This window comes from Pseudomonas sputi, from assembly GCF_021603585.1.
Lineage (GTDB): Bacteria > Pseudomonadota > Gammaproteobacteria > Pseudomonadales > Pseudomonadaceae > Aquipseudomonas > Aquipseudomonas sputi.
The window spans coordinates 25,306-45,938 of sequence record NZ_BQHI01000021.1; the positions used below are offsets into that span (position 1 = coordinate 25,306).

Here is a 20,633-nt window from a genome sequence, read left to right on the forward strand (position 1 = left end):
TCCAAGTACGTTTGAGGTGATTCCCATGATGAAAGGTGGCATGGCCGGCCTGATGAAGCAGGCGCAGCAGATGCAGGAAAAAATGGCCAAGATGCAGGAAGAACTGGCCAACGCCGAAGTCACCGGCAAGGCCGGTGGCGATCTGGTCACCGTGGTGATGACCGGTCGTCATGACGTGAAAAAAGTCAGCATCGACCCGAGCGTACTGCCGGGCCTGGACAAAGACGACCGTGAAGTGCTCGAGGATCTGGTGGCTGCTGCCGTCAACGCCGCCGTGCGTCAGGTCGAAGCCAACAGCCAGGCGAAAATGGGCAGCATGACCGCTGGCATGAACCTGCCGGCCGGTATGAAACTGCCGTTCTGATTCGCCTTTGCGGGTTGGATGAGCTACAAAAAATGCCAGGCATCGCGCCTGGCATTTTTTGTTTCCGCCCGATCGTTCCCACGTTCCGCGTGGGAATGCAGCCCGGGACGCTTCGCGTCCCCAATCCGAAGGCAAACACGGAGCGTCCGATAGGGCATTCCCAAGTGGACGATTCGACGCCTCGACCAACGCTTATCAATCGGAAGGCACCATGCCCACCAAGGTCTGCTCCCTATACCACCGAATTCATCATTCACAGGAGATGCTGACATGTCCGACCCTCTGACTCTCAATCAACGCTTCGTGCTGGCCTCGCGGCCGGTGGGCGCGCCGACCCCCGAGAACTTCCGTCTGGAGCGCGAGGCGCTGCCAGACCTGGAAGAAGGCCAGGTGTTGCTCAAGACCCTGTACCTGTCGCTTGATCCCTATATGCGCGGTCGTATGAGTGACGCGCCGTCCTACGCGGCGCCGGTACAAATCGGCGAAGTGATGACCGGCGGCGCTGTCAGCCGGGTCGAACAGTCGCGTCATCCGAAATTTCATCCGGGCGATCTGGTCGTCGGTGCGACCGGTTGGCAAAGCCACAGCATCAGCGATGGCCGCAACATCATCCCGATCCCGTCCGGGCTGCCGAGCCCGTCGATGGCCCTCGGCGTGCTGGGCATGCCGGGCATGACCGCGTACATGGGCCTGATGGACATCGGCCAGCCGAAAGAGGGCGAAACCCTGGTGGTCGCCGCCGCGTCCGGCGCAGTGGGCTCGGTGGTCGGTCAGGTCGCCAAGATCAAGGGCCTGCGTGCCGTCGGCGTGGCCGGTGGAGCCGAGAAGTGCAAATACGTGGTCGAGGAACTGGGCTTCGACGCCTGTATCGATCACAAGGCGCCGGACTTCGCCGAGCAACTGGCCAAGGCCTGTCCCAATGGCATCGACATCTATTACGAAAACGTCGGTGGACATGTCTTCGATGCGGTCGTGCCGCTGCTCAATCCCAAGGCGCGGATCCCGCTGTGCGGCCTGATTGCTGGCTACAACGCCTCGCAAGCGCCGAAAGGCCCGGATCGTTTGCCCGCCTTGCAACGCACGTTGCTGACCAGGCGCGTACGGATTCAGGGCTTCATCGTGTTCGACGACTACGGTGATCGTCAGCCGGAATTCATCAGCGCGATGGTGCCGTGGGTGCGCGATGGCAAGGTGAAATTCCGCGAGGACGTGGTCGAGGGCCTGGAGCAGGCGCCTGAGGCGTTTATCGGGCTGCTGGAGGGGCGCAACTTCGGCAAACTGGTGGTGAAGGTCGCCCAGGACTGAGGATTTGACGCTGGCCGGAGGCGCGGGTATAAACCGCGTCTCGTTGTTTTGTCGGACTTTTTCCCCATGAGCTTCAGCCCTTTGATTCGCCAACTGATCGACGCCCTGCGAACCTTGCCGGGCGTGGGTCAGAAAACTGCCCAGCGCATGGCGTTGCAGTTGCTCGAACGTGACCGCAGCGGCGGTACGCGCCTGGCCCAGGCCTTGAGCCAGGCCATGGAAGGGGTCGGACACTGCCGTCAGTGCCGCACGCTGACCGAAGACGACCTGTGCCCGCAATGCGCCGACACCCGCCGCGATGACACGCTGCTGTGCGTAGTAGAGGGGCCGATGGATGTTTACGCGGTCGAGCAGACCGGCTTCCGTGGGCGTTACTTCGTGCTCAAGGGGCACCTGTCGCCGCTGGACGGCCTGGGCCCGGAAGCCATCGGCATTCCGCAATTGATGGCACGGATCGAAGAGGCGGGCACCTTCACCGAAGTCATCCTCGCTACCAACCCGACCGTGGAAGGCGAAGCGACGGCCCACTACATCGCCCAGTTGCTGCAGAACAAAGGCCTGATCGCCTCGCGCATCGCTCACGGCGTACCGCTGGGCGGCGAACTGGAGCTGGTGGACGGTGGCACGCTGGCTCACTCGTTTGCCGGGCGTAAACCGATTTCTCTCTGAGTCACACAATCCGGTTGAAAACCAAGCAAGCGCTCGGTTAAGTTCGGCGAACCCTTCCATGGAGTTCGCCGATGCCCGCCTTCCAGGAATACTTCGACCCCAGCCACCAAATGGTCCGCGACAGCGTCAGACGTTTCGTCGAGCGCGAGATCCTGCCGGACATCAATGCGTGGGAAGAAGCCGAAAGCTTTCCCCGTGAGCTTTATCTCAAGGCCGGTGCGGCCGGTATCCTCGGCATTGGTTACCCCGAAGCGCTGGGCGGCAGTCACGAAGGTGACCTGTTCGCCAAAATCGCCGCCAGCGAAGAACTGATGCGCTGCGGCTCCGGCGGGCTGGTGGCCGGGCTTGGTTCGCTCGATATCGGTCTGCCGCCAGTCGTCAAATGGGCCCGCCCTGAAGTGCGGGACCGCGTCGTACCTCAAGTGCTAAGGGGCGAAAAAATCAGCGCCTTGGCCGTCACCGAGCCGGGCGGCGGTTCCGACGTCGCCAACCTGCAGACCCGCGCCGTACGCGATGGCGATCATTACCGGGTCAGCGGCAGCAAAACCTTTATCACCAGTGGCGTGCGCGCCGACTACTACACCGTCGCGGTGCGCACCGGCGCGCCCGGTTTTGGCGGCATCAGCCTGTTGCTGATCGAGAAGGGCACGCCAGGTTTCACTGTCGGCCGGCAGCTGAAGAAAATGGGCTGGTTGGCGTCGGACACCGCTGAATTGTTCTTCGACGATTGCCGGGTGCCTGTAGGAAATCTGATTGGCGCGCAGAACATGGGTTTTGCCTGCATCATGGGCAACTTCCAGAGCGAACGTCTGGCATTGGCGCTGATGGCCAACATGACCGCGCAACTGGCACTGGAAGAAAGCCTGAAGTGGGCGAAGGAGCGGCAAGCGTTCGGTAAACCCATCGGCAAGTTCCAGGTGATCAAGCATCGCCTCGCGGAAATGGCCACGGCGCTGGAAGTCTCGCGGGAGTTCACCTACCGGCAGGCGGCGAAAATGGCGGCGGGGCAGAGCGTGATCAAGGAGATTTCCATGGCCAAGAACTTCGCCACGGACACTTCGGACCGCATCACCAACGAGGCGGTGCAGATTCTTGGCGGGTTGGGTTATATGCGCGAAAGCCTGGTGGAGCGGCTGTATCGGGATAACCGCATCTTGTCGATTGGCGGCGGGACGCGGGAAGTGATGAACGAGATCATCAGCAAACAGATGGGACTGTAATCTTCGGTGTTTGATCGTTCCCACGCGGAGCGTGAGAACGATCGCGGCGCGGGGCTGATTACTTGTCAGTCAACGCAAACTGCGTCAGGCAGAACGTCGGAATCCCCATGTCCTCAAGACGCTGCGAGCCACCCAGTTCCGGCAGATCAATGATCGCCGCCGCTTCGTGAACGCGGGCGCCCATGCGGCGGATCAGGTTGGCCGCTGCGATCAGCGTGCCGCCGGTGGCGATCAGGTCATCGAACATCACCACCGAGTCGCCTTCGCACAGGCTGTCGGCGTGCACTTCGAGGAACGCTTCGCCGTACTCGGTCGCGTAACCTTCAGCCAGCACGTCTGCCGGCAACTTGCCCTGCTTGCGGAACAGCACCAGCGGCTTGTTCAGCTGATAGGCCAGTACCGAACCGATCAGGAAACCACGCGCATCCATCGCGCCGATGTGAGTGAAGTCGGCTTCGACGTAACGGTGGGCGAAGCTGTCCATCACCAGGCGCAGGGCCTTGGGCGACTGGAACAGCGGGGTGATGTCGCGAAAGATCACGCCCGTTTTCGGGAAGTCGATCACGGGGCGGATCAGGGATTTGATGTCGAAGGAGTCGAAGACCATCGTCGAGGTGTCCTGGCAGGGCTGCAAACGGCGCAGTATACCCGCGGCTGAAACGATACGCTCGGCCGCGGGTCGAGATCAGACCTCGAGCGAGCCGCCGGCCAGGGCGCAGAGCTGGATCGGGTCGAGGATATGGATTTCCTTGCCCTCGGCGGCGATCAGTTCGTTCTGCTGGAAGCGGGTGAAGACCCGGGACACGGTTTCTACCGCCAGCCCCAGGTAGTTGCCGATTTCATTGCGCGACATGCTCAGGCGGAACTGGTTGGCCGAGAAGCCGCGAGCGCGGAAACGCGCCGACAGGTTGACCAGGAAGGTGGCGATGCGCTCGTCGGCGGTCTTCTTCGACAGCAGCAGCATCATTTGCTGGTCGTCACGGATTTCGCGGCTCATCACGCGCATCAACTGACGGCGCAACTGCGGCAGTTGCAGGGCCAGTTCGTCGAGGCGTTCGAACGGAATCTCGCAGACCGAAGTGGTTTCCAGGGCCTGGGCGGAAACCGGGTGTTTCTCGGTGTCCATGCCGGACAGCCCGACCAGCTCGCTCGGCAGGTGGAAGCCGGTCAGTTGTTCTTCGCCGGTGTCGCTCAGGCTGAAAGTCTTGAGGGCGCCGGAGCGTACTGCATAAACGGAATCGAAGGTGTCGCCCTGGCGGAACAGGAACTCACCCTTTTTCAACGGGCGGCCACGTTTAACGATTTCGTCCAGCGCATCCATGTCTTCCAGATTCAGTGAAAGTGGCAGGCAGAGAGGGGCCAGGCTGCAATCCTTGCAATTAGCCTGGTTATGAGCGCGCAGTTTAACTGGCTCGGACATTTCTTGGATCCTTGTGGGAAAACACACATAAGGCGTAAGGGTAACCCACTGGAAGACATTCAGGCCAGTCTGTGGCGAGATTGCCCCACCGGCAAAACGCCGCAGGGATGACGGCCGATAAACGTGTCTCGGACGGCGTGCAAGGCACCGTTTCGATGACCGTTCTACATAGGCAACCCCTGCGTGGTGCTTGAAAAGTTAAATCACCCGCGAGAAACGCTGGCGGTTTTGCTGTTCCAGGTACGCGTCGAACACCATGCACACCGAGCGCACCAACAGGCGCCCGGCCGGCAGCACAGTGATGCGCTCGCGATCCAGTTCGATCAGGCCGTCCTGCGCCATGCCCTGCAATTGCGGCCAGAGCGCGCCGAAGTAGCCCTGAAAATCGATGTTGAAGCGGCGCTCGATTTCGGCGAAGTCCAGGCTGAAATTGCAGATCAGTTGCTGGATCACCGCGCGACGCAGGCGGTCATCGGCGTTGCACACCAGGCCTCGGCTGGTGGCCAGTTGCGCACCGGCGAGGGTGTTCTGGTAGTGATTGAGATCGCTGCTGTTCTGGCAGTACAGATCGCCGATCTGGCTGATGGCCGACACGCCCAGACCGATCAGGTCGCAGTGACCGTGGGTGGTGTAGCCCTGGAAATTGCGTTGCAGGGTTGATTCTTCCTGGGCAATCGCCAGTTCATCGTCGGGCAGGGCGAAGTGGTCCATGCCGATGTAGCGGTAGCCGGCGGCGGTCAGTTGTTCGATGGTCCGTTGCAGCATTTCCAGTTTCTGCGCCGGGCTCGGCAGTTCGTTGCCGTTGATCCGCCGCTGCGGCATGAAACGTTCCGGCAGGTGCGCGTAATTGAACACCGAGAGCCGGTCCGGCTGCAGGCTGATGACTTCCTCGACGGTGCGGGCGAAGTTGTCCGGAGTCTGCTTGGGCAGGCCGTAGATCAGGTCGATGTTGATCGAGCGAAATTGCAGGGTGCGCGCCGCATCGATCACGGCGCGGGTTTCTTCCAGGCTTTGCAGGCGATTGACTGCCCGTTGCACCGCCGGATCGAGGTCCTGCAGGCCGATGCTGACCCGGTTGAAACCCAGTTCGCGCAGCAGGCCCATGGTCGACCAGTCGGCTTCGCGTGGATCGATCTCGATGCCGTAATCGCCGGAGTCATCGTCCAGCAGATTGAAATGCTTGCGCAGGTGCGCCATCAACTGGCGCAACTCATCGTGGCTGAGAAAGGTCGGGGTACCGCCACCGAAGTGCAGTTGCTCGACTTTCTGCGCCGGATCAAGGTGGCAGGCGATCAGCTGGATTTCCTGTTCGAGCCGTTGCAGATACGGCAACGCTCGGCCGCGATCCTTGGTGATGACCTTGTTGCAGGCGCAGTAGTAACAAATGTTCGCGCAGAACGGCACGTGCACGTACAGCGACAACGGGCGCAGCGCCTTGCGGCTGTCGCGCAGGGCGTGGAACAGGTCGAAGGTGCCGACCTGACTGTGAAATTGCACGGCCGTCGGGTACGAGGTGTAGCGCGGCCCCGCCAGGTCGTAGCGGCGGATCAAATCGGTGTCCCAACGAATGGCGTCGAGCATGCGGGCATTCCCCCGGATAGGCTGGCAGTGTGGCGAGTCTAGGGGAGGGCGCGAAAAGGCATCTTGATTTGCATCAACGGGATCAGTGGCCCATCAGCCAGTGCTGGTGCGGCCCCGGCAGGGTCCAGATGCCGAAGAGGATCACCAGCAGACCACCGGCCATGCGCACGCTGCGTTTGCGCAGCAGTGAGGTGATCCGTTCGGCGGCGAGGCCGGTCGCCAGCAAGACAGGCCATGTGCCGAGCCCGAAGGCGAGCATCAGCAAGGCACTGTCCAACGCATTGCCTTGACTGGCCGACCACAACAGCGTGCTGTAAACCAGCCCGCACGGCAGCCAGCCCCACAGTGCGCCAAGCAGCAAGGCCCGGGGCAGGCTCGACACCGGCAGCAGGCGATTGGCGACAGGTTGAATGTAGCGCCATAGCCCGCGCCCGAGGCCCTCGATGCGGGTCAGACCGCTCCACCATCCCGCCAGATACAGGCCCATGGCGATCAGCAGCAGACCGGCGAGCACCCGCATGAACAGCGCGGCAGGACTGTTGGCCACCGCCCAACCCGCCAGCCCGATCAGCAAGCCTGCCGTGGCATAGCTGAGAATCCGCCCGAGGTTGTAGGCCAGCAGCAGACGAAAACGTCGGCTGCGTTGCTCCTTGGGGATCGCCAGGGTCAGCGCGCCCATCAAGCCCCCGCACATGCCCAGGCAATGGCCGCCGCCGAGCAGGCCGAGAATCAACGCAGACACCAGCAGTGGCGCCAGTTCAAGCATGGGGTGGCGCCTTGTCGTCCGGTTTGACCGGGTTGGCTTCGTCCACGGCGGCGGTGTGGTTCGGGTCCTGATCGTCGAACAGGATGCTGTGGGCCGGGCCGTCGAGGTCGTCGTACTGGCCGCTGTCCACCGCCCAGAAGAAGATGTAGACGGCGATGGCCACGATCAGCAGCGCGGCCGGAATCATCACGTAGAGAGCTGGCATCTGTACTCCATGCCCGCGCGGCTCAGGCCGGCAGCGGGCGGGTTTCTGACGAAGCGTTGACGGCCGGCGCACTCGGCAGGCGAGTCAGGCGCAGGGCGTTGAGCACCACGGTCAGGGAACTGATCGACATGCCGACGGCGGCCCACACCGGAGTGATCCAGCCGAGGGCGGCGAACGGCAACATGAGGCCATTGTACAGCGCCGCCCACAACAGGTTCTCGATGATCACCCGACGGGTGCGGCGGGCCAGCGTGAAGGCTTGCACCAAGGCCTCGAGCCGGTTGGACAGCAGCACCGCGTCGGCACTGGTTTTCGCCAGATCGGTGGCCGAGCCCATGGCCACGCTGATGTCGGCGGCGGCCAGCACCGGCACATCGTTGACCCCGTCGCCGAGCATCAACACCTTGCGGCCGTCCTTGTGCAGTTGTTGCAGCACTTGCAACTTGTCGTCCGGACGCAAACCGCCACGGGCCTCGTCGATGCCCAGTTCGGCGGCGACGCTGGCGACCATCGGCGAACTGTCGCCCGACAGCAGCAGCGTGCGCCAGCCGCGTGCCTTGCACGCGGCGAGCAGCGCGGGGGCGTCGTCGCGCAGCCGGTCGTCGAGGGCGAACCAGGCCAGCGGCCCCTGACGGTCACCGAGCAGCAGCCATTGCCCAGGCTCCTTCGGCATCGTCGGCACAGGCGCGCCGCTGAGAACACAGACAAAATCCGCCTGGCCGATGCGCAAGCGCTGTTCGCCGACTAACCCTTCAAGCCCCAGGCCCGGCGTGCTGTGGACGTCTTCGGCGGCCAGGGGGGCGCGTCCGAAGGCGCGGGCGATCGGGTGTTCCGAACGATTTTCCAGGGCGGCGGCGAGGCTCAGGCATTGATCGCTGTCGAGGGCACCGAGCGGGCGGATCGAACGCAGCACCAGTCGGCCTTCGGTAAGGGTGCCGGTCTTGTCGAAGATCACTGTGTCGATCTGGTTCAGACCTTCCAGCACATGGCCGCGCGTCAGCAGCAGGCCGAGTTTGTGCAGGGTGCCGGTGGCGGCGGTCAGCGCGGTCGGCGTCGCCAGTGACAGCGCGCAGGGGCAGGTCGCGACCAGCATGGCAAGGACGATCCAGAATGCCCGCGATGAATCCAGCTCCCACCACAACAGGCCGATGGCGGCTGCGGCGATCAACGACAGCAACAGAAACCACTGCGCGGCGCGGTCGGCGATTTCCGCCAGCCGTGGTTTTTCCGCCTGGGCGCGATCGAGCAGGCGGACGATGGCCGACAGCCGTGTGTCCTGGCCGAGCGCCTGGACCTCGACGGTCAGCGCGCTCTCCACGTTCAACGTACCGGCGGTGACGGCATCGCCCTTGGTGCGCGGTTGCGGCAGGTATTCGCCGGTCAGCACCGACTCGTCGATGCTCGACTGCCCATCGAGGATCTTGCCGTCCGCCGGCAGCACCGAGCCCGGTTGCACCAGCACCCGGTCACCGAGGCGCAGTTCGCTGAGCAGGATGCGTTCGCTCTGGCCGGCGTCGTCGAGGCGCAGGCACGAGGCCGGCAGCAGATTGACCAGTTGCGCGGTGGCCGCGGCGGTGCGTTCCCGGGCGCGGCGCTCGAGGTAGCGCCCGGCGAGCAGGAACAGCGCGAACATGCCCACTGCGTCGAAATACAGCTCGCCGACCCCGGTGATCGAGGTCCAGATCCCGGCGATATACGCCGCGCCGATCGCCAGCGACACCGAGACGTCCATGGTCAGATGGCGAGTGCGCAAATCGCGCATGGCCCCTTTGAAAAACGGTGCGCAGCTGTAGAACACGATCGGCGTGGTGAGGAACAGCGCGACCCAGCGCAGGATGGTGTGCAACTCCGGGCTGAGGTCGATGTTGAATTCCGGCCAGGTCGCCATGGTCGCCATCATCGCCTGGAACCACAGCAGCCCGGCGACCCCGAGCTGACGCAGGGCGAGGCGGTTTTCGCTGGCCAGCTGCTCGCTGGCGCGGTCGGCCTGATACGGGTGCGCGGCGTAGCCGATGTGGCGCAGTTCGCCGAGGATCTGGCTCAGTGGCAACTGAGTGTCAGCCCAGCGCACATGCAGGCGATGGTTGGACAGGTTCAGCCGCGCCTCGGCCACGGCCGGCAGGGTGCGCAGGTGTTTCTCGATCAGCCAGCCGCACGCGGCGCAACTGATGCCCTCCATCAACAACGTGGTTTCGGCCAGTTCACCTTCGTGACGGACGAAGGGTTGCTGCACGTCGGCGCGGTCGTACAACTCAAGCTCATCGACCAGTTGCACCGGCAGCGCTTCGGGATTGGCCGAAGCTTCGCTGCGATGCTGGTAATAGCTTTCCAGCCCACCGGCAACGATGGCTTCGGCCACCGCCTGACAGCCCGGGCAGCAGAACTCGCGGGACTCCCCGAGCACGATGGCGGTGAAGCGGCTGCCGGACGGGACGGGCAGGGCGCAGTGGTAGCAGGGGATTGGAATGGTCATGAGGCGTTCCGATGATCGTTCCCACGCTCCGCGTGGGAATGCCTCCCTGGACGCTCCGCGTCCGCTTCGGCTGGGACGCGGAGCGTCCCTGGCTGCGTGCCCACGCAGAGCGTGGGAACGATCAGAGTAAGGCTTATTTCTTCAGGTCTTCAGCACCCTGCAGTGGCTCATCACCCAGCAACAAATCCTGGTCATGGCTGACCACTTCTTCTTCGAACATCCGCCACACGTGATCGTCCTGAGTGCCCAGCAACTCAACAAAACGCCGGCCTTCGATCTTGTCGCTCAACTGGCCGATGTAGCGGCCCTGTTCGGACTCGCTGCGGGCCAGGACGATCTTGCGATCCTTCTCCGGCTGGGTCGGCGAGATCAGGTTCAGCTCCAGGGTTTTCGGCTGGCTGTCGCCGCTCAGGCGCAGGTCGACTTCGCCGGTGACGTCATCCAGATGCACGGCGGCGCGCATTTTCAGGGTCTGCGCCAGCAGCTCACGATCCAGCGAACGGTTGATGCCCTTGCCGGCCTCGTAGTAGTTGTCGTTGACCAGGTTGTCCGGGTTGTTCACTGCAATGGTCACCATGGACAGGGTCAGCGTTACCGAACAGGCCAGAATCCCGATGATGATCCATGGCCAAAGGTGCTTGTACCAGGGACTTGCGGTGTTTGCTGCGGGCATGTTCAGTTCTCTCAACGATTTTGTGGGCCGATGAACCGGCTCTTGGCTTCTACGTGAACGCTGTCGTCATCGGCATCCTTGAGGATGAATTTCACCTCGTTGGTGCTCGACGGCAATTGTTCGGGCGCGCTCGACAGTTCGACCGGCATGCTGAAGATTTCCCCGGCCGGTACTTTGATCTCGCGCTTGCCTTGCAGGCGCAGATCCGGCAGACCGGCGGCTTCCAGCACGTAGGTGTGGTCGCGCTGATCCTTGTTCATGATCTTCAGGCTGTAGACGTTTTCGATCCGGCCTTCAGCGTTTTCGCGGTACAGCACGCGGTCCTTGCTGACGTCGAAACCCACCAGCGAGCGCATGAAGAAGGCTGTCACCAACAGGCTGATCATCGCCAGCAGCACCACGGCATAACCGATCAGGCGCGGCCGCAGTTTATGGGTTTTCTGTCCGGACAAGTTGTGTTCGGTGGTGTAGCTGATCAGCCCGCGCGGGTAATCCATCTTGTCCATGATGCTGTCGCAGGCGTCGATGCACGCGGCACAACCGATGCACTCGATCTGCAGGCCGTCGCGGATGTCGATGCCGGTCGGGCAAACCTGGACGCACATGGTGCAGTCGATGCAATCGCCCAGGCCCTGGGCCTTGTAGTCGACGCCTTTCTTGCGCGGGCCACGGCTTTCGCCGCGACGCGGATCGTAGGAAACGATCAGTGTGTCCTTGTCGAACATCACGCTCTGGAAGCGCGCATACGGACACATGTAGATACACACCTGCTCACGCAGCCAGCCGGCGTTGCCGTAGGTGGCGAGGGTGAAGAAACCGACCCAGAAATACGACCAGCCATCGGCCTGGCCGGTGAAGAATTCAATCACCAGTTCGCGGATCGGCGAGAAGTAGCCGACGAAGGTCATGCCGGTGACAAAGCCGATCAGCAGCCACAACGCGTGCTTGGCAAATTTGCGCAGGAACTTGTTGGCGCTCATCGGCGCCTTGTCGAGCTTGATGCGCTGATTGCGGTCACCTTCGGTGACCTTTTCGCACCACATGAAAATCCACGTCCACACGCTTTGTGGGCAGGTGTAACCACACCAGACCCGGCCCGCATATACGGTGATGAAGAACAGACCGAACGCGGCAATGATCAGCAGCCCGGAAAGCAGAATGAAATCCTGCGGCCAGAACGTGGCGCCGAAGATGAAGAACTTGCGCTCCGGCAGGTTCCACCACACGGCCTGATGGCCGCCCCAGTTCAGCCAGACCGTTCCGAAATACAGCAGGAACAGTGCAGCGCCGCCCATCATCCGCAGATTGCGGAACAGACCGGTGAATGCACGGGTGTAGATTTTTTCTCGAGAGGCGTAAAGGTCGACGCTGTTGTTCGCGTTCTTGCTGGGTGGCGTGACGTCGTGTACCGGAATCTGGTTGCTCATCATTGCATCCCACGGCAGTGGAAAAATGCCTCGGTCGATACGTGCCGACCGGGGTCAAAAGGGGTGTTGCAGTGGCCCAATGATACGCCTGTCATGCCGACGAACGGGTGCGACCTTTGGTCGCGTTGGGCAAAATCAATTGATGGTGTAGTGACTTGAATCAATTGACTTGTGGGAGATCGCCATTTTTTGCTCGGCCGATGATTGAGTCTAGGCGATCCGTCGTCGTTGCGCTGTCGGATGATCCGCATGGCCGAAATCCAGCTCTTCGCTGTCCGGTTGCCCGTCGTCAGACTTCGAGAAAACTGGTTGAAACAAGAAACATTGATTTCTGTTGTTTGCATGTTTGAAACAAGTTCATTTAATTGCTGCTCTGGTCTGCTTTGAAAGATTCCGTTTGATCGAATATGTTTGCGCCTGGCGATATTCAATCGTCAGTTTTATTTAAGTTGAATGGAGTTTCAATGTTATGGCTTTTAAAGGAGTTGTAAAGTTTCTGCTGGGCGTCTGTTTGATTTGTTCTGTTGCTTTGGCTCATGCCATCGAGAGTGCTCCACGGCATCTGGTGTTCGCCTCCGATACGCAATATCCGTGGACTGACAAGAGTGACAGCGGAGAGCCGGAGAACGGTACGGATTTCGAAAAACGTGCCAAGTGGCTGGTGGACAGCCAGTTGGGCAGTATCGCCGGGTTTCGAAATGCCCACGGGGGGCAGGCGAAAGTCCCGTTGATGATCAATGGTGACATTACGGCGTTCGGCCACGGTTGGCAGCGCTCGTATATGAAATCGGCCCTGGAGAAATACTTCAAGGGCGACTACCTGTATGGTCTGGGTAATCATGATTACGAGAATAACGTGGATGACTGTTTCACTAATAGTTGTGCTGCCGGCAGTATTGTCGAATTCAAGGAGCATCATTTGAACAAGGTGGATAACTTTGACCTCAAGGTGACAGGTGGTTTTCTTGATATTCTTTATTCGGGCAGTCTCGCGTACTCGAAAGATGTAGGGGACGTGCATTTGGTGCAGCTCAACAATGAACCCACCTACACAACAAAGATTTCTCATGTGTTGAACCCGACGACCTTCAACATCACCAGTGCCCTGGACTGGCTTGAAACGGATTTGAGGGTCGCGCGGGCGTCGGGTTACGCCATCATCATCAACATGCACAAGTGGGATCGCTGGCAAGGGGGCTGGCAACAGGAGCAGCGCTTTCTGGACATGATCGAGAAGTATGAGGTCACCGCCATCTTTGCAGGTCACTACCACACGCGAGGGGGAGGCAAGCGCTGGATGGGTAAGGTGCCGATGTTTCTCAGCGGCGCAACGTCTCAGCAGACGTACCTGACGGCCAGCCTCTCGGATGATCGCAAGCAACTGCACGTCAATCTGATCGAGAACAATGATTGGCAAAAGCCGTATTTCGTGGACACGGTTCCGGTGAAGTCCATCTGGACGAGTCGCCCATAAACATTTTCGGTCGATCAAGGGGCTGAAACAAAAAGGCCCCGCCAATGAGAATTGGCGGGGCCTTTTTTGCTTCAAGCTTGGGCCTTACTGTGCCTCGGCTTCCGGCGTTTTTTCACCGTGGGACAGGCTGTAAACATAAGCCGCCAGCAGGTGAACCTTGTCGTTGCCTTGCAGTTGTTCCTGGGCAGGCATCTGGCCCTGACGGCCGTAACGGATGGTCTGCTGCAGTTGGGCGAAGCTCGAACCGTAGATGAACGCGGCCGGGTGGGTCAGGTCAGGTGCGCCCATCGCTGGCGTACCTTTGCCCGCCGGACCGTGGCACGCCACGCAGTTGGCGGCGAACAGTTTCTGGCCGTTGGCCGGATCTGCCTTGGTGCCTTCCGGCAGCTTGCGGCCATCCAGATTGGTCAGCACGAACGCGGCCACGTCGGCCACGCCTTGCTCACCGATCACTTCAGCCCAGGCCGGCATCACCGCGTGACGACCGCCCATGATGGTGGTCTTGATGGTTTCCGGCTCGCCGCCCCAGCGCCAGTCGGCGTCGGTCAGGTTCGGGAAACCATAGGCGCCCTTGGCGTCGGAACCGTGGCACACCGAGCAGTTGGAGGCGAACAGACGGCCCCCCATCTTCAGGGCTTGTGGATCCTTGGCCACCTCTTCGATCGGCATGGCGGCGAATTTGGCGAAGATCGGACCGAACTTGGCGTCCGAACGCGCCATTTCCTTTTCCCACTCATGAACGCCGGTCCAGCCGGTCTGGCCGTTGGCGAACGCCGTCTGCTTCTCGTTATCGAGGTAGTTGTAGCCCGGCAGCAGACCTTTCCAGTTGCCCAGGCCCGGGTACAGCACCAGATAACCCAGCGCAAAGACGATGGTGCCCACGAACAGCATGAACCACCATTTCGGCAGCGGGTTGTCGTACTCCTCGATCCCGTCGAAGGAGTGGCCCACTGTCTCGTCCGTCTGTTCGCTGCGCTGACCCTTGCGGGTCGACAGCAACAGCCAGGTCAGGGAAAAGATCGTACCGAGACTGAGGACTGTGACGTACAGACTCCAGAATGTAGTCATTCTTTGTTACTCCTAGAAGCTTGCTCGACGTGCTTGATGGCTTCGGGATCATCCGCGAAGGGCAGCAAGGTCGCGTCTTCAAACTCCGACTTGCGCTTGGGGCTGAACACCCACAACGCCAGGCCGATGAAGGCAACCATCACGACAACGGTGCCCAGGCCTCGAATCATCCCGATATCCATCAGAATCACCGTTTGCTTTTGATGATGGTGCCCAGGCCTTGCAGATAGGCCACCAGCGCGTCCATTTCGGTTTTGCCCTTCACGGCATCTCTTGCGCCGGCGATGTCTTCGTCGGTGTAAGGAACGCCGAGCGTGCGCAACACTTCCATTTTCTTGGCCGTGTCTTTGCCATCGAGCTTGTTTTCTACGAGGAACGGGTAGGCCGGCATTTTCGACTCGGGGACGACGTTGCGCGGGTTGTACAAGTGCGCACGCTGCCAGTCATCGGAGTAACGACCGCCGACGCGGGCCAGGTCCGGACCGGTACGTTTGGAACCCCACAGGAACGGGTGGTCCCAGACGCTTTCACCGGCGACCGAGTAGTGGCCATAGCGTTCGGTTTCGGCACGGAACGGACGGATCATCTGCGAGTGGCAGCCGACACAGCCGTTGGCGATGTAAACGTCGCGGCCTTCCAGTTCAAGGGCGGTGCGCGGCTTCATGCCTTCGACCGGCTTGTTGGTGACATCCTGGAAGAACAGCGGAACGATTTGGGTCAGGCCACCGACGCTGACGGCGATGACCATGAAGAAGGCCAGCAGGCCAATATTCTTCTCGACAGCTTCATGCTTCATCAGTGAGCTCCAACTACGGCGATCTTGGCGGCGGCTTCGGCTTCAGCCGGGTTCGAGGCGCGCACGGTGCGCCATACGTTGTAAGCCATCAGCAGCATGCCGCTGGCGAAGAACGCACCGCCCAGGGCGCGGACGATGAAGCCAGGGTGGCTGGCCTGCAGCGCTTCGACGAACGAGTAGGTGAGGGTGCCGTCATCGTTGATTGCGCGCCACATCAGGCCCTGAGTGATGCCGTTGACCCACATCGAAGCGATGTACAGCACGGTACCGATGGTCGCGAGCCAGAAGTGCGCGTTGATCAGGCCGGTGCTGTGCATCTGCGCACGGCCGAACAGTTTCGGGATCATGTGGTAGATCGCGCCGATCGAGATCATCGCCACCCAGCCGAGCGCGCCGGCGTGTACGTGGCCGATGGTCCAGTCGGTGTAGTGCGAGAGCGAGTTGACGGTCTTGATCGCCATCATCGGACCTTCGAAGGTCGACATGCCGTAGAACGCCAGCGATACCACGAGGAAGCGCAGGATCGGGTCGGTCCGCAGCTTATGCCAGGCGCCCGACAGGGTCATCATGCCGTTGATCATGCCGCCCCAGCTCGGTGCCAGCAGGATGATCGACATCGCCATGCCCAGCGATTGTGCCCAGTCCGGCAGGGCGGTGTAGTGCAGGTGGTGCGGGCCGGCCCAGATGTACAGGGTGATCAGTGCCCAGAAGTGCACGATCGACAGGCGATAGGAGTAGATCGGACGTTCGGCCTGTTTCGGCACGAAGTAGTACATCATCCCCAGGAAACCGGTGGTCAGGAAGAAGCCCACGGCGTTGTGGCCGTACCACCACTGGATCATCGCATCGGTGGCGCCCGAGTAGGCCGAGTAGGACTTGAACAGGCTGACCGGCAGCGACATGTGGTTGACGATGTGCAGCATCGCGGTCACCACGATGAACGCACCGTAGAACCAGTTACCGACATAGATGTGCTTGGTCTTGCGCTTGGTGATGGTGCCGAAGAACACCAGACCGTAGGTGACCCAGACAATGGCCAGCAGAATGGCGAGGGGCCATTCCAGTTCCGCGTATTCCTTGGTGGTGGTGTAACCCAGCGGCAAGGTAATGATCGCGCCGACGATCACCGCTTGCCATCCCCAGAAGGTGAAGGCCGCGAGGCTGTCGGAAATCAGTCGCGTCTGGCAGGTTCGCTGCACGACATAGTAGGAAGTGGCAAACAGTGCACAACCACCGAAGGCGAAAATCACCAGGTTTGTGTGCAACGGGCGCAGGCGTCCAAAACTCGTCCACGGCAGACCGAAATTCAACTCCGGCCAGACCAGTTGCGAGGCGATGAAGACACCAAGCCCCATGCCAAGGATCCCCCAGACCACCGTCATGATGGCGAACTGGCGGACTACCTTATAGTTATAAGCAGTCGGACTGATTGCTGTGCTCATTCTAAGGTTCCACGGTTTGGGTGTTTTATTAGGATTAAAATCGGCCGCAAGTATGTAGAAAGCAGGGGGTCAATGCAACGCGCCATGACCTGGGTCAATGCTTTCCAACGCTGATTCTGCGGCCTTTCCATGCGCCGCGTAAGGACAAAATTGCCCTCGGGCAAAATGTCGCAGCGGACGAAAAAAGCGAGGGGTCCCGGTCGGATGTAACGGGGTGTGTTCGAACGCTCGGTTCGGGTGACGGACGGTAATGGGCACGACAGCCGGTATCTACCGGCCTTTGCGGCCATGTCAGTCAGCCGATTCGTTCAACGCCTCGCTCGGGGTCGACCTGGAACCGGCACGGGCCAGTCCGCATCGAGCAAGCGTAGACCCGAATCCGGGTAACCGAAAGGAGAGGGGGGTGAAGGGGTGCGACAATGCGTCGCAAAGGGGCTGGAAACTGCCGCACTGGAAACGTGCGGCAGTCTTGTACGCAATGATTACTTTTTATTGTCCTCAGTAATCAGTTTTTCTGTATTCAATCCGTTGCTCAGGCTGTACACGTAGGCGGCCAGCAATTGCACTTTATCGTTGCCCAGCAGCTCGTTCTGAGCGGGCATGTGGCCCTGACGACCATGGCGAATGGTCTGCTCGAGCTGGGTCAGGCTGGTGCCGTAGATGAAACCGGCCGGGTGCGTCAGGTTCGGCGCGCCCATGGCTTCAGTGCCTTGGCCGTTTGCCCCGTGACAAGCCACGCACATGGTGCTGAACGCTTGCTGCCCGGCTTGCAGATCAGCCTTGTTGTCCGCCGCCAGTGGCAGGCCGGCCAGCTCGTGACGCACATACGCCGCGACGTTTTTCACTCCGGCCTCGCCCAGCGCTTCGCCCCACGCCGGCATCGCCGCCATCCGGCCACCCATGATGGTGGTCTTGATGGTGTCGGCGCTGCCGCCCCAACGCCAGTCCTTGTCGGCGAGGTTAGGGAAACCGAATGCACCCTTGGCGTCCGAGCCGTGGCACACCGAGCAGTTGGAGGCGAACAGACGGCCACCCATTTTCAGCGCCTGCGGATCCTTCGCCACTTCTTCCACCGGCATGGCGGCGAATTTGGCGAAGATCGGCCCGAACTTCGCGTCAGCCTTGTTCATTTCCTTTTCCCATTCGTGGACGCCGGTCCAGCCGTCCTCGTAGCCGGGCAGGATGCCTTTCCAGTTACCCAGGCCCGGGTAAAGGATCAGATAACCCACGGAAAACACCAGCGTGCCGGCGAACAGCATGAACCACCACTGCGGCAGCGGGTTGTCGTACTCCTCGATGCCGTCGAAGCTGTGGCCCATGGTCTGGTCGACGCTGCCCTTGGTCTCGCCCCGGCGGGTGCCGATCAGCAGCCAGGTCAGGCCGATCAGGCTGCCGATGGTCAGTACGCAGATCCACGTACTCCAGAAGGTGGTCATGGCCGGGTACTCCTTGTTTCAGGTGCTTGGGTAATGTCGGGTTGCGGCTCGTCGGCAAACGGCAGCAGGCGCGCTTCGGCGAATTCCGGGGTGCGCTTGCGGTTGAACACCCAGAGGGTCAGGCCGACGAAGGCCACGAACACCACGACCGTGCCGAGGCCGCGAATCAGCCCCGCGCTCATTTCAAAGACCATCTCGATCACCTCTTGCTCTTGATTGCAGTGCCAAGCACTTGCAGGTAGGAGACGAGGGCGTCCATTTCGGTCTTGCCCTTGAGGCTGGCCACCGCGCCGCTGATGTCGTCGTCGGTGTACGGCACGCCGAGGGTGCGCATGGTCTTGAGCTTGGTTTCGGTGTGGCTGCTGTCGACCGGTTGGGTGACCAGCCATGGGTAGGCCGGCATCTTCGATTCCGGTACAACGTTGCGCGGGTTGTACAAGTGCGCACGGTGCCAGTCATCCGAGTAACGCGCGCCAACCCGGGCCAGGTCCGGACCGGTACGTTTCGAGCCCCACAGGAACGGGTGATCCCACACGCTCTCGCCGGCCACCGAGTAGTGCCCGTAGCGTTCGGTTTCGGCGCGGAACGGACGGATCATCTGCGAGTGGCAGCCGACGCAGCCTTCGCGGATGTAGATGTCGCGGCCTTCCAGTTGCAGCGCGGTGTAGGGCTTCATGCCTTCCACCGGTTTGTTGGTCACGTCCTGGAAGAACAGCGGGACGATCTGGGTCAGGCCGCCGATGCTCACGGCGAACACCATCAGCAGCATCAGCAGGCCGACGTTCTTTTCAATCGTTTCGTGTTTCATGGCGGACTCCTCAGGCCATCTGCGCGGCAGCAACGACGTCAGCAGGCTGCGAGGCCCGCACGGTGCGCCAGGTGTTGTAAGCCATCAGGAACATGCCGCTGAGGAAGATCGCCCCGCCAATCAGCCGCACGACGAAGCCCGGGTGGCTGGCCACCAGCGTTTCGACGAAGGAGTAGGTCAGCGTGCCGTCCTCGTTCACCGCACGCCACATCAGGCCCTGGGCGATGCCGTTGACCCACATCGAGGCGATGTAGAGCACAGTGCCGATGGTCGCGAGCCAGAAGTGCGCGTTGATCAGGCCGATGCTGTGCATCTGCTCTTTGCCGAAGACTTTCGGGATCATGTGGTACAGCGCGCCGATGGAAATCATCGCCACCCAGCCGAGCGCGCCGGCGTGTACGTGGCCGATGGTCCAGTCGGTGTAGTGGGAGAGGGCGTTGACAGTCTTGATCGCCATCATCGGACCTTCGAAGGTCGACATGCCGTAGAACGCCAGCGACACCACCAGGAAGCGCAGGATCGGGTCGCTGCGCAATTTATGCCAGGCGCCCGAGAGGGTCATCATGCCGTTGATCATGCCACCCCAGCTTGGCGCCAGCAGGATCAGCGACATCACCATGCCCAGCGACTGCGCCCAGTCTGGCAGCGCGGTGTAGTGCAAGTGGTGGGGACCGGCCCAGATGTACAGGGTGATCAGCGCCCAGAAGTGCACGATCGACAGGCGATACGAATACACCGGACGCTCGGCCTGTTTCGGCACGAAGTAGTACATCATCCCGAGGAAACCGGCGGTGAGGAAAAAGCCTACGGCGTTGTGGCCGTACCACCATTGCACCATCGCGTCGGTCGCACCGGCGTACACCGAGTAGGACTTGGTGAAGCTCACCGGCAACTCAAGGTTGTTGACGATGTGCAGGATCGCCACGGTGATGATGAACGCGCCGAAGAACCAGTTGCCGACGTAGATGTGCTTGGTCTTGCGCTGCATGATCGTGCCGAAAAACACGATGGCATAGGCGACCCAGACGATGGTGATCAGAATGTCGATCGGCCACTCCAGCTCGGCGTATTCCTTGGAACTGGTGTAACCCAGCGGCAGGCTGATGGCCGCCAATAGAATCACAAGCTGCCAGCCCCAGAAGCAGAACGCGGCGATTTTCGGCGCAAACAATTGCGTCTGGCAGGTGCGCTGCACCGAGTAGAACGAACTGGCGAACAAGGCACAGCCGCCGAACGCGAAGATCACCGCGTTGGTGTGCAGCGGGCGCAGGCGTCCGAAGCTGGTCCACGGCAGGTTGAAGTTGAGTTCGGGCCAGACCAATTGAGCCGCGAGAAAAACCCCGAGCCCCATGCCGACGATGCCCCACACCACCGTCATAATGGCGAATTGGCGGACCACCTTGTAGTTGTAGGCGGTACTGATAGAAGTGTTCATGGTTCCCCATCCACGGTTCAGCCGAAGTGAGCGCCAACAGCGCGTCCTTCGCCTGGAGTTATAGGCAGACT

General features: G+C 61.2%; 21 protein-coding genes. 5 read left to right on the forward strand and 16 right to left on the reverse strand.

Translation table 11 applies throughout. The features are described 5' to 3' along the window. The first annotated feature begins 25 nt into the window (after positions 1-25). The 4 genes from L6D81_RS22520 to L6D81_RS22535 all read left to right on the forward strand — a co-directional run bounded on the left by L6D81_RS22520 (position 26) and on the right by L6D81_RS22535 (position 3,558). Positions 26-364, forward strand: a complete 339-nt coding sequence (locus L6D81_RS22520; protein ID WP_236181986.1) for a YbaB/EbfC family nucleoid-associated protein — start codon at positions 26-28, stop codon at positions 362-364. Between the two features lie 270 nt (positions 365-634). After that, entirely contained in the window at positions 635-1,669 is a 1,035-nt protein-coding gene (locus L6D81_RS22525) for an NADP-dependent oxidoreductase (RefSeq protein WP_236181987.1), read from the forward strand. A 66-nt stretch (positions 1,670-1,735) separates the two neighbouring features. Continuing rightward, on the forward strand, positions 1,736-2,338 hold the full coding sequence (recR, locus tag L6D81_RS22530; protein ID WP_007951652.1) for a recombination mediator RecR: 603 nt from the start codon (positions 1,736-1,738) through the stop codon (positions 2,336-2,338). A 71-nt stretch (positions 2,339-2,409) separates the two neighbouring features. Continuing rightward, positions 2,410-3,558, forward strand: coding sequence for an acyl-CoA dehydrogenase family protein (locus L6D81_RS22535; RefSeq protein WP_236181988.1), 1,149 nt, complete (start codon positions 2,410-2,412; stop codon positions 3,556-3,558). Between the two features lie 58 nt (positions 3,559-3,616). Here L6D81_RS22535 and L6D81_RS22540 read toward each other — a convergent pair whose 3' ends face one another. The 8 genes from L6D81_RS22540 to ccoG all read right to left on the reverse strand — a co-directional run bounded on the left by L6D81_RS22540 (position 3,617) and on the right by ccoG (position 12,103). After that, positions 3,617-4,165, reverse strand: a complete 549-nt coding sequence (locus L6D81_RS22540; RefSeq protein ID WP_236181989.1) for an adenine phosphoribosyltransferase — start codon at positions 4,163-4,165, stop codon at positions 3,617-3,619. 78 nt (positions 4,166-4,243) lie between these two features. Further along, a complete protein-coding gene (fnr, locus tag L6D81_RS22545) occupies positions 4,244-4,978 on the reverse strand; it encodes a fumarate/nitrate reduction transcriptional regulator Fnr (RefSeq protein ID WP_007951654.1) in 735 nt (244 codons plus the stop codon). A 198-nt stretch (positions 4,979-5,176) separates the two neighbouring features. Then, positions 5,177-6,559: an oxygen-independent coproporphyrinogen III oxidase gene (gene hemN / locus L6D81_RS22550; RefSeq protein ID WP_192564137.1), complete on the reverse strand. Its 1,383-nt coding sequence runs from the start codon at positions 6,557-6,559 to the stop codon at positions 5,177-5,179. 82 nt (positions 6,560-6,641) lie between these two features. Next, positions 6,642-7,325, reverse strand: a complete 684-nt coding sequence (locus L6D81_RS22555) for a sulfite exporter TauE/SafE family protein (protein ID WP_236181990.1) — start codon at positions 7,323-7,325, stop codon at positions 6,642-6,644. Beyond that, positions 7,318-7,530, reverse strand: coding sequence for a cbb3-type cytochrome oxidase assembly protein CcoS (gene ccoS, locus L6D81_RS22560; protein WP_085711937.1), 213 nt, complete (start codon positions 7,528-7,530; stop codon positions 7,318-7,320). The genes L6D81_RS22555 and ccoS overlap by 8 nt, the downstream gene beginning before the upstream one ends. A gap of 22 nt (positions 7,531-7,552) precedes the next feature. Next, positions 7,553-10,003, reverse strand: a complete 2,451-nt coding sequence (locus tag L6D81_RS22565; RefSeq protein ID WP_236181991.1) for a heavy metal translocating P-type ATPase — start codon at positions 10,001-10,003, stop codon at positions 7,553-7,555. Between the two features lie 133 nt (positions 10,004-10,136). Continuing rightward, the gene (locus L6D81_RS22570; protein ID WP_236181992.1) at positions 10,137-10,676 is read right to left on the reverse strand and encodes a FixH family protein; all 540 of its coding nucleotides are present in this window, start codon (positions 10,674-10,676) and stop codon (positions 10,137-10,139) included. A gap of 11 nt (positions 10,677-10,687) precedes the next feature. Continuing rightward, positions 10,688-12,103, reverse strand: coding sequence for a cytochrome c oxidase accessory protein CcoG (gene ccoG, locus L6D81_RS22575; RefSeq protein ID WP_236181993.1), 1,416 nt, complete (start codon positions 12,101-12,103; stop codon positions 10,688-10,690). Between the two features lie 469 nt (positions 12,104-12,572). Here ccoG and L6D81_RS22580 point away from each other — a divergent pair, with 469 nt between their 5' ends. Then, positions 12,573-13,577 (forward strand): metallophosphoesterase family protein, encoded by a 1,005-nt coding sequence (locus L6D81_RS22580; RefSeq protein WP_236181994.1) that lies wholly within the window; start codon positions 12,573-12,575, stop codon positions 13,575-13,577. An 84-nt stretch (positions 13,578-13,661) separates the two neighbouring features. On the opposite strand, the gene ccoP (L6D81_RS22585) is transcribed toward L6D81_RS22580, so the two are convergent. The 8 genes from ccoP (L6D81_RS22585) to ccoN (L6D81_RS22620) all read right to left on the reverse strand — a co-directional run bounded on the left by ccoP (L6D81_RS22585) (position 13,662) and on the right by ccoN (L6D81_RS22620) (position 20,562). Next, on the reverse strand, positions 13,662-14,645 hold the full coding sequence (gene ccoP / locus L6D81_RS22585; RefSeq protein ID WP_236181995.1) for a cytochrome-c oxidase, cbb3-type subunit III: 984 nt from the start codon (positions 14,643-14,645) through the stop codon (positions 13,662-13,664). Continuing rightward, positions 14,642-14,827, reverse strand: a complete 186-nt coding sequence (locus L6D81_RS22590) for a CcoQ/FixQ family Cbb3-type cytochrome c oxidase assembly chaperone (protein ID WP_003175465.1) — start codon at positions 14,825-14,827, stop codon at positions 14,642-14,644. Before L6D81_RS22590 ends, ccoP (L6D81_RS22585) begins: the two co-directional genes overlap by 4 nt. 5 nt (positions 14,828-14,832) lie before the next feature. After that, entirely contained in the window at positions 14,833-15,441 is a 609-nt protein-coding gene (gene ccoO, locus L6D81_RS22595; RefSeq protein ID WP_011333287.1) for a cytochrome-c oxidase, cbb3-type subunit II, read from the reverse strand. Then, positions 15,441-16,883, reverse strand: coding sequence for a cytochrome-c oxidase, cbb3-type subunit I (gene ccoN, locus L6D81_RS22600; RefSeq protein WP_007960352.1), 1,443 nt, complete (start codon positions 16,881-16,883; stop codon positions 15,441-15,443). The genes ccoO (L6D81_RS22595) and ccoN (L6D81_RS22600) overlap by 1 nt, the downstream gene beginning before the upstream one ends. Positions 16,884-17,365: 482 nt before the next feature. After that, a complete protein-coding gene (gene ccoP, locus L6D81_RS22605) occupies positions 17,366-18,319 on the reverse strand; it encodes a cytochrome-c oxidase, cbb3-type subunit III (RefSeq protein ID WP_236181996.1) in 954 nt (317 codons plus the stop codon). Further along, entirely contained in the window at positions 18,316-18,513 is a 198-nt protein-coding gene (locus tag L6D81_RS22610) for a cbb3-type cytochrome oxidase subunit 3 (RefSeq protein ID WP_236182017.1), read from the reverse strand. The genes ccoP (L6D81_RS22605) and L6D81_RS22610 overlap by 4 nt, the downstream gene beginning before the upstream one ends. 5 nt (positions 18,514-18,518) lie before the next feature. Then, on the reverse strand, positions 18,519-19,127 hold the full coding sequence (ccoO, locus tag L6D81_RS22615; RefSeq protein WP_039770055.1) for a cytochrome-c oxidase, cbb3-type subunit II: 609 nt from the start codon (positions 19,125-19,127) through the stop codon (positions 18,519-18,521). 10 nt (positions 19,128-19,137) lie between these two features. Then, positions 19,138-20,562 (reverse strand): cytochrome-c oxidase, cbb3-type subunit I, encoded by a 1,425-nt coding sequence (gene ccoN, locus L6D81_RS22620; RefSeq protein WP_007969190.1) that lies wholly within the window; start codon positions 20,560-20,562, stop codon positions 19,138-19,140. Positions 20,563-20,633 lie beyond the last annotated feature (71 nt).

Bases quoted from the DNA above. Each gene is read 5' to 3' on its own strand.
- ccoN (WP_007960352.1), bottom strand. From the start codon at position 16,883: ATGAGCACAGCAATCAGTCCGACTGCTTATAACTATAAGGTAGTCCGC.
- fnr (WP_007951654.1), bottom strand. From the start codon at position 4,978: ATGTCCGAGCCAGTTAAACTGCGCGCTCATAACCAGGCTAATTGCAAG.
- L6D81_RS22565 (WP_236181991.1), bottom strand. From the start codon at position 10,003: ATGACCATTCCAATCCCCTGCTACCACTGCGCCCTGCCCGTCCCGTCC.
- L6D81_RS22535 (WP_236181988.1), top strand. From the start codon at position 2,410: ATGCCCGCCTTCCAGGAATACTTCGACCCCAGCCACCAAATGGTCCGC.
- L6D81_RS22580 (WP_236181994.1), top strand. From the start codon at position 12,573: ATGGCTTTTAAAGGAGTTGTAAAGTTTCTGCTGGGCGTCTGTTTGATT.
- ccoN (WP_007969190.1), bottom strand. From the start codon at position 20,562: ATGAACACTTCTATCAGTACCGCCTACAACTACAAGGTGGTCCGCCAA.
- L6D81_RS22570 (WP_236181992.1), bottom strand. From the start codon at position 10,676: ATGCCCGCAGCAAACACCGCAAGTCCCTGGTACAAGCACCTTTGGCCA.
- L6D81_RS22540 (WP_236181989.1), bottom strand. From the start codon at position 4,165: ATGGTCTTCGACTCCTTCGACATCAAATCCCTGATCCGCCCCGTGATC.
- L6D81_RS22555 (WP_236181990.1), bottom strand. From the start codon at position 7,325: ATGCTTGAACTGGCGCCACTGCTGGTGTCTGCGTTGATTCTCGGCCTG.
- ccoP (WP_236181996.1), bottom strand. From the start codon at position 18,319: ATGACCACCTTCTGGAGTACGTGGATCTGCGTACTGACCATCGGCAGC.
- L6D81_RS22520 (WP_236181986.1), top strand. From the start codon at position 26: ATGATGAAAGGTGGCATGGCCGGCCTGATGAAGCAGGCGCAGCAGATG.
- L6D81_RS22525 (WP_236181987.1), top strand. From the start codon at position 635: ATGTCCGACCCTCTGACTCTCAATCAACGCTTCGTGCTGGCCTCGCGG.
- ccoS (WP_085711937.1), bottom strand. From the start codon at position 7,530: ATGCCAGCTCTCTACGTGATGATTCCGGCCGCGCTGCTGATCGTGGCC.
- ccoP (WP_236181995.1), bottom strand. From the start codon at position 14,645: ATGACTACATTCTGGAGTCTGTACGTCACAGTCCTCAGTCTCGGTACG.
- ccoG (WP_236181993.1), bottom strand. From the start codon at position 12,103: ATGAGCAACCAGATTCCGGTACACGACGTCACGCCACCCAGCAAGAAC.
- hemN (WP_192564137.1), bottom strand. From the start codon at position 6,559: ATGCTCGACGCCATTCGTTGGGACACCGATTTGATCCGCCGCTACGAC.
- ccoO (WP_011333287.1), bottom strand. From the start codon at position 15,441: ATGAAGCATGAAGCTGTCGAGAAGAATATTGGCCTGCTGGCCTTCTTC.
- L6D81_RS22610 (WP_236182017.1), bottom strand. From the start codon at position 18,513: ATGGTCTTTGAAATGAGCGCGGGGCTGATTCGCGGCCTCGGCACGGTC.
- ccoO (WP_039770055.1), bottom strand. From the start codon at position 19,127: ATGAAACACGAAACGATTGAAAAGAACGTCGGCCTGCTGATGCTGCTG.
- L6D81_RS22590 (WP_003175465.1), bottom strand. From the start codon at position 14,827: ATGGATATCGGGATGATTCGAGGCCTGGGCACCGTTGTCGTGATGGTT.
- recR (WP_007951652.1), top strand. From the start codon at position 1,736: ATGAGCTTCAGCCCTTTGATTCGCCAACTGATCGACGCCCTGCGAACC.